A 7,361-nucleotide genomic window follows, 5' to 3' on the forward strand; every position below is an offset into this window, starting at 1 on the left:
TAGAAATATCCGTGGAGAAGCAAATGTTTCGCCATCTAAAAAAATTGAAGTTATCTTCAAGACAGCTGATGAAAATGCTAAGAATATTTTACAAAATAATGCCAAAATATTGGATAAACTGGCAAATATTGAAAAATATGAATTTAATGTGGCAATTCCAAAGCTGGTAGGATTTAGACTGGTTGAAACAACTGAAATTTATGTTCCGCTCGCTGATTTGATTGATTTGGATAAGGAAATTGAAAAATTGGAAAAAAGTATTGCAAAAATTCAAAAAGATTTAGATAAAACTTTAAAAAAATTGTCCAATGAAAGTTTTGTTAAGAAGGCAAATCCTGAGGCTGTGGAAAAAGAAAGAAGAATAAAAGAAGAGCTTGAAAATAAAATTGCCAAATTGACAGAATCAATAAATTTATATAAATAGTTTTTTTAGACAGGAGCATTGTTTTATGCTCTTGTTTTAAAATTTATAAAATTTTACTAGTTGCAAACATTGCCCGACAAACTCCGCTAATCCCCAAATTTAACCCCAGCTTAAGCATAAGCTTGTATACTTTGGCTTTAAATTTAAGGCGGCAAATGAGATCACAGAGCGAATTTTTCGGCGTTTTCATCACGCTTCTTGGCGGCGTATTATGGGGATTTAGCAGTGTTTGCGGGCAGTATCTGTTCACGCAAAAAGGCGTCAGCGCCGACTGGCTCGTACCCTACCGCCTAGGCCTCGCCGGGCTTGCGATGGTAGCGTATTACATCGCTCGCTCGCCGCGCCTAGCCTTTGCGCCGCTAAAAGATCGCGTGCTTTTGCCGCAGCTGCTCATCTATGCGTTTTTTGGGCTTATGATGACGCAGTATTCGTACTTTTGCGGTGTCGAGCTCTCAAACGCCGCCGTCGCGACCGTGATCCAGTACTCCGCGCCCGCGCTCATCCTTGCCGTCGTTTGCTTTTTAGAACGACGCGTGCCTAAAAAGGTCGAGCTCATCGCGCTCATTTTCGCGGTGCTGGGCGTCGTGCTGCTCGCCACTCACGGCGATCTGGGTTCGCTCGTTATCAGCGCGGAGGCGCTGGTTTGGTGCCTGATTAGCGCGCTTGGCGTCGTGATATACAGCCTCATTCCCACGAAGCTAAATCAAAAATACCCCGTCGCGTTAAATTTAGGCTGGGGGATGGTCATCGGCGGCGGCGCGCTCGCGCTTTACACGCGGGTTTGGCAGCTAGGCGGCGTGAGCGACGCGCAGGGCTTTGCAGCGCTTGCCGCGGTAGTGATCCTTGGCACGATATGCGCGTTTAGCTTTTACATGACGGGGCTAAAGATAATAGGCGCAAGCAGGGCGAGCATGATAGCATGCATCGAGCCGGTGAGCGCGGCGGCGTTTGCCTATTTTTGGCTGGGGACGGAGTTCGTGTTTCTTGATTTTGCGGGCTTTACGCTCATTATCTCGTGCATATTTTTGCTGGCTAAAGACAGGAAAAAGGCGTAAATTTGGAGGAGAGATGATCTATTTGGCACAGACCGATACGACGGCTGGGTTTTTGAGTAAGGATTTTCGCGAGATAAACGCACTCAAACGCCGAGCGGAGGACAAACCCTGCCTCATAACGACGGCGAAGCTTAGCGAGCTAAAAAATCTCGCTCGCGTGCCCGCTAAATTTAAAAATTTAGTGCGTCGCGCGAGGAAAACGACCTTTTTATATCCGAACGGCACCGCCGTGCGCGTCGTGAAAGAGTGCGCTCACGAGGAATTTCTGCGCAAATTTGACTGGCTCTACTCTAGCAGCGCAAATTTAAATGGACAAAATTTTGACGAAGCCTGGGCGAAAGCGGCGGCTGACGAGGTCATAGATCAAAATTTCAGCCAAAACGCAAGCTCGAAAATTTATAAAATTTCAAAAACTAAAATTTTGCGGATTAGATAGAGCTGCCGATTAAAATTTACACGCGCAAAGAGCACATAAAAAAGAGGCGAGAGCGAATCGGCTTTGCAAATTTAAAACCGGATACCTCGTTTCGGCTACTTTGTCCTCTGCACAATTTTAAACGACCTTCTAAATTTAAAATGGCTCTGTAAATTTAGCCGAGCCGCGAAATCCCGCGGCAGATAAACCGCACAAAGACCGCCAGGAATTTTGAAAAATCCAGAAAAGATCACAGCAGACTCGTAGAAAAATTATATAAAAAGCCGCAAAATTCTACCGCAGATTGCTGCCGATTTCCATCAGAGCTACTACGCGCCGTTTTTGATCGAAGCTCTACCTATGTTGCCTGCTTTCAATTAAAACTCCGCCGCTTCTGCCGATAGTTTTAATTAAAATTTCATCGCTGCGTGAGTAAATTTCGATCAAAATTCTATCATCGCCGATTGTATATCAAAAATCCCGCCGCTGCCGATACTATCGCCTTTCATCGCCGCTATCGCCGCCGCGGCTATTGCGTTCTATCTTCACTGCTTCTGCCGCAGCAAGCGCCGCAAATCCGTCCACGTAGCTCACGCCCTTTAGGTTCTCAAACCTACGTGTAAGACGCAAGTGCACCGCTCCGTTGCTGCGCTACGACGACAGATCCGCGATAAAATTTCCGCCGCCGCGCAACGTGTGTCAAGCCAAACACTGCAAATTTTAAAATTTAAACCGCCTCTCGCCGCGCGGCACCGATAAATTCCAACCGATAAACTCCGCTAGCTAGTCCATCATTTCCGCATAAATCATAAATTTCCATAAATTTAACGCCGCCTTTCTTGCTTTATATTAAAATTTCGCTAAAATTACCGCATTAAATTTGAGGCGCAAACGGAGCTTAAGCTTAAACCGCTTGCGGGCAAATTAAATCCATTCAAGGAGCTTTTATGAGCGGTGTTGCGTTAATCATCTGCTTCGCCATAGCGGTCGTCGTGATGATTTTTTTGATCTCCAAAGCAGGCGTTCACCCATTTTTGGCGCTAATGCTTATCTCCCTGGCGCTCGCGATCGTCGCGGGCATACCGCTAGCCAAGATCCCCGCGATTATCGGCGACGGATTCAGCGGCACGTTTAAGAGTATCGGTATCGTCATAATCTTCGGCGCGCTCATCGGCACCGTGCTTGAAAAGACCGGCGCGGCGCTCAAACTCGCCGATATGGTCGTAAACGTAGTCGGGCAGAAGCGCCCCGAGCTTGCGATGCTCATAATGGGCTGGATCGTAGGTATCCCCGTATTTTGCGACAGCGGCTTCGTCGTCTTAAACCCGATCCGAGAAGCGATCAGTAAAAAAATCGGCGAAAATCCGGTCGCTCTTGCAGTAGCGCTTTCGGGCGGACTTTACGCCTCGCACGTATTCATCCCGCCGACTCCGGGACCGATCGCCGCAGCAGGCGCCGTGGGTCTAGGCGGCAATCTACTGCTCGTAATCGCAATGGGTGCGGTAGTCTCCTTGCCGGTGCTGATCGCTACATACTTTTTTTCCAAAAAAGTCGCCAAGAGCGTGCATATAAGCGAGGCCGAAGCGAATGAGGTCATCGCAAAAAGCTACGACGATCTGCTTAAACAATACGGCAAATTGCCGGGCGGATTTTTAAGCTTAGCCCCTATTTTGATACCAATCCTATTTATGGCGCTGGGCTCCGTCGCCAAGATCTTAAAAGTAGGCGGATTTGCGGGCGAAATTTCGCAATTTTTAGGAAATCCTATCATCGCGCTAGCCTTGGGCGTAGTTTTTGCGGTATTTTTGCTCGTGCAAACCGGCAAACTGGGCGAATTTAGCGAGATCACTAACGAATCCTTAAAAATCGTAGGACCGATCCTCTTTATAACCGCAGCGGGCGGAGTGCTAGGCAAGGTCATCACCGACGCCGGCTTCGTAACCTACATCAAGGACAATGCGACTGCCATTAAAGCCGCGGGGATTTTCTTCCCATTCTTAATCTCGGCCGTCTTAAAAACCGCGCAAGGAAGCTCCACCGTTGCGATCATCACCACCGCTTCGATTATGGGCGCATTTAACGTGGACGGCTCGCTGATGCAGGTACTAGGCTTCACCTCCGAAATGTCCGGCGCGCTTGTGGTAATGGCGATCGCAGCGGGCGCGATGACGGTTTCGCACGCTAATGACAGCTACTTTTGGGTCGTTACAAATTTCAGCAAGATGAATCCGCAGCAAGGCTACCGCACTCAAACAATGCTGACGCTAATTATGGGCATTACGGGCATGATCAGCGTGTGGGTTTTGTCGCTGTTTTTGATATAGGCTAGCTTATTCTAGCCGCTACCGCGCTAAATCCGTGCGGAGTGCAATACGCGGCATCTACCAGCGGCTAGCTACAAAAATTCTTTAAATTTACGTAGCTAGCCCGCGTCGCGCAAATGCCTTAGTATTAAAATTTTGTATAGCGGAGTTTTAAATTTACACACAAAGCCTCAAGGACCGAAATTTTAAAATTCTATCGCTACGGAATTTTAAAATTTAGCCTGAATTCTGTGGCTTACAGAATTCTAAAATTCCACGACATAAAATTTTAGAATTTGCCCCACAAATTTGGCGACGAGATTTTAAAATTATACTCTTGCTTCAGTCTTGTCATCGTAAATTTAGCCTATGCGCTGTAAAATTCCAAAATTTTAAAATACCAGCTAAAGGAAAAATATGAAAGTTTTAGTCGCGATCGACTCGTTTAAGGGCTCACTTAGTTCGCTTGAGGCGGGCAACGCCGTAAAATCAGGCATCGAAAAGCTAGGCTGCGAGGTGCTCGTCAAACCTATCGCAGATGGCGGCGAAGGAAGCGTTGAAGCCCTTGCCGACGCGCTAAAAGCTAAGTTCATGGACGTTATCGTAGCAAATCCGTTAGGCGAAAAAACGCCTGCGCGCTACGCCTTAAAAGGCGAGCTAGGCATCTTAGAAATGGCGTCCGCATCGGGTCTGCCGCTCATCGAAAAATCGCGCCGCAACCCGCTAAAAACGAGCACTTATGGCTTTGGCGAGATGATAGCGCATGCGATCGCACACGGCGCGCGAAAGTTTATCATCGGTATCGGTGGAAGTGCTACGAATGATGCGGGCATGGGAATGCTGCGCGCGCTCGGTTTTAAATTTAAAGATGCAAATGGCGCAGAGCTTGCGGGAGCGGGCGAGGATCTGATTAAACTCGCCACGATAGATTGCACTTCGATGCTGCCGCATCTTAAAGAATGCGAGTTTCTCATCGCCTGCGACGTGGATAATCCGCTTTTTGGCGAAAACGGCGCAGCATATATTTACGCCCCGCAAAAGGGCGCGGATGCGGCGATGGTAAAGCAACTCGATGCGGGACTTATCAATTTCGCAAGCGTCGTAAGTAAGCACCTCGGACGCGAGCTTTGGAATAGCCCCGGAGCAGGAGCTGCTGGCGGGCTGGGCTTTGGTTTTGTAAGCTTTCTAAACGCGACGCTTAAGCCGGGCATCGACATCATCACCGAAGAGATCGGGCTAGAGCGCGATATGCAAGGCACCGAGCTCGTCATCACAGGCGAAGGAAGGCTCGATTTTCAAAGCTCGATGGGCAAAACCCCTTGCGGTGTCGCAAAGATTGCTGCTTCTTACGGCGTGCCCGTAATCGCGCTGGCAGGCGGCATCTCGCCCTGTGCCGGCGGCTGTAACGAGCGAGGCATAGGCGCATTTTTTTGCATCCTAAACGAACCGATGAGCCTTGAGCGCGCGATGGAGCCCACCGTCGCAACGCAAAATTTAGCCCGGGTCGCCGAACAAGCGGTGCGATTATTTCTACTCGGACGCGGCGCCAAATAGGGCTTTTGGACTGAAATTTAAAGCACAGGTGCTAAAATTAGCAGCGAGCGCGGTATGTATGCGTGACAGGTGCGGTTGCGAAATAAGGCGGCGGCGGCTCGCAACATATAAGCACGACAAAGTGCGGCAGGAGGCGAGCATGGCAAAAAAGCTAAATTTTATGCAGGATGGATTTGCGTGCTTTAAAGGCACGGCGCGATCTTGACGCAGATGCGGTGACGCGCAGCTTACAAGGCATAAAAAATATACGCGAAGAAGCAGGCGAAAGCCTACAACTATGGACGTTGGTAAAGCGGCGGTTTGCGGCAAGGATATGGGCTATGACGTGCATGCGTGGCAATCAAATACCGCGCGCGTCTCGCGGCGAGCGGCAAAATTTCATCCGCCGCAGACCGCGGTAAGTGGATAAATTTTGCATTAAAACGTAGCTTTGCTGAAATTCTAGCGCGTTTGAAAATACGGAGCAATAGGACAGGAGGTAAGACGGCGAGCGGCTCAGCAGTAACGCAGCGGCGCGAAATTTTACGGCGCAAAAATTTATTTTACCGCGCGATACATACGCAAGGCGCGATCTAAAACTCATTTTCCAATCAAGTGGCTCGCGCACCCCTCGCAATAAATAACCTCAAGGCATGATTAAGACAGACAGAATTTTAAAATTTAACGCCGTATTCGCAGCCTATGAGATTTGCAACGTAAATTTAAAAGCAGCGCCGCGCTTTATGAAATTCCATTTAAATTTTAGCCTACGATATGTCCGTATTGAGGCGGGAAAGACCTCTCAATCGCAAGATCGCGCTTATTGCAAAGATAACGGCGGCACATTACTCCGCTCGCTCACAAAGCCCGTCAGCCCTCCGATGACGCTTTGATTCGGAGCGGGTCGCGTCTGCGTAAATTGGTATTATTAAGATCGCGGATTTGCTTATCGCTAAATTTAGTGTAGATGCGGCTACCGTATGCCGCTACGACAGGGCCGGGCTTGCGTTAAATTTGCTCCGATCGCGCTGTGCTTTTACGATAAAATTTATAAAATTTTATTTGCGATCGGCGCCGTGAAATTTTATAAAGCTCCATTTTAAAAATTTGCGGCACGGGCACGTACCGACCAGATCGTCAAGCTAAAATCAAATATCAAAATTCCAAGCGGCGAATGCAGAAAAACCCTCGTCCTAGCGTATCTGCGGCGGCGGCGCAGGCGCGCTAAATTTATCGCTTTTAGGACGCAAAAGACGCACAGACGCGGGCAAAATTTATTGATTTTATAGTTTAAAGCATCGAATTCGCGCGCCTAGGCTAAATTTTAAATTTAAAGCGCGCGACGCTTCGGACGCATCCGCGCGACTGCGAGCGCTCATAAAATTCGCCCGAAGCAAGGTTATAAACCGCAGATGGGCGCAAAATTTATCGCCGCAAAAATCAAAGCCGCGAAAGCAAAAAGGCTCCACGAGCGCTCGCTGCCGCATCCGCCCGAGTAAATTAAAATCGCATGATCCGCCTGGCTGTCATACATAGAGGGCGTCGCTGCAGGCATTTGCACTTAAATCCGGTGCGATCACAATGCGATTTAAAACCGCGCCTGCTTAAATTCGCGCCGTTTCGGTTCGCTC

Annotated in this window: 9 protein-coding genes; 8 read left to right on the plus strand and 1 reads right to left on the minus strand. The window is 48.6% G+C overall.

Features of this window, described 5'->3' with window-relative positions; translation table 11 throughout:
- The 3 genes from Q0372_RS03255 to Q0372_RS03265 all read left to right on the plus strand — a co-directional run.
- The coding region (locus Q0372_RS03255) for a hypothetical protein (RefSeq protein ID WP_366810411.1) at positions 1–424 on the plus strand (424 nt) is incomplete at its 5' end.
- 155 nt (positions 425–579) lie between these two features.
- Positions 580–1,479 (plus strand): DMT family transporter, encoded by a 900-nt coding sequence (locus tag Q0372_RS03260; protein WP_298102505.1) that lies wholly within the window; start codon positions 580–582, stop codon positions 1,477–1,479.
- A 13-nt stretch (positions 1,480–1,492) separates the two neighbouring features.
- Entirely contained in the window at positions 1,493–1,915 is a 423-nt protein-coding gene (locus Q0372_RS03265; protein ID WP_298102507.1) for a Sua5/YciO/YrdC/YwlC family protein, read from the plus strand.
- A 474-nt stretch (positions 1,916–2,389) separates the two neighbouring features.
- Here the strand turns inward: Q0372_RS03265 and Q0372_RS03270 are convergent, their stop codons facing one another.
- Positions 2,390–2,524: a hypothetical protein gene (locus Q0372_RS03270; protein ID WP_298102509.1), complete on the minus strand. Its 135-nt coding sequence runs from the start codon at positions 2,522–2,524 to the stop codon at positions 2,390–2,392.
- Positions 2,525–2,841: 317 nt separating this feature from the next.
- On the opposite strand from Q0372_RS03270, the gene Q0372_RS03275 reads away from it, so the two are divergent.
- The 5 genes from Q0372_RS03275 to Q0372_RS03295 all read left to right on the plus strand — a co-directional run bounded on the left by Q0372_RS03275 (position 2,842) and on the right by Q0372_RS03295 (position 6,833).
- Complete coding sequence (locus tag Q0372_RS03275) at positions 2,842–4,218, plus strand: GntP family permease (protein WP_298102511.1); 1,377 nt, start codon at positions 2,842–2,844, stop codon at positions 4,216–4,218.
- A 396-nt stretch (positions 4,219–4,614) separates the two neighbouring features.
- Positions 4,615–5,751, plus strand: a complete 1,137-nt coding sequence (locus tag Q0372_RS03280; RefSeq protein WP_298102513.1) for a glycerate kinase — start codon at positions 4,615–4,617, stop codon at positions 5,749–5,751.
- Between the two features lie 277 nt (positions 5,752–6,028).
- Positions 6,029–6,160: a hypothetical protein gene (locus tag Q0372_RS03285; protein ID WP_298102515.1), complete on the plus strand. Its 132-nt coding sequence runs from the start codon at positions 6,029–6,031 to the stop codon at positions 6,158–6,160.
- Between the two features lie 223 nt (positions 6,161–6,383).
- The gene (locus tag Q0372_RS03290) at positions 6,384–6,623 is read left to right on the plus strand and encodes a hypothetical protein (RefSeq protein ID WP_298102518.1); all 240 of its coding nucleotides are present in this window, start codon (positions 6,384–6,386) and stop codon (positions 6,621–6,623) included.
- Positions 6,624–6,710: 87 nt separating this feature from the next.
- Positions 6,711–6,833 (plus strand): hypothetical protein, encoded by a 123-nt coding sequence (locus tag Q0372_RS03295; protein WP_297896749.1) that lies wholly within the window; start codon positions 6,711–6,713, stop codon positions 6,831–6,833.
- Positions 6,834–7,361: the final 528 nt, after the last annotated feature.

It is taken from the genome of uncultured Campylobacter sp. (genome assembly GCF_937997405.1).
Lineage (GTDB): Bacteria > Campylobacterota > Campylobacteria > Campylobacterales > Campylobacteraceae > Campylobacter_B.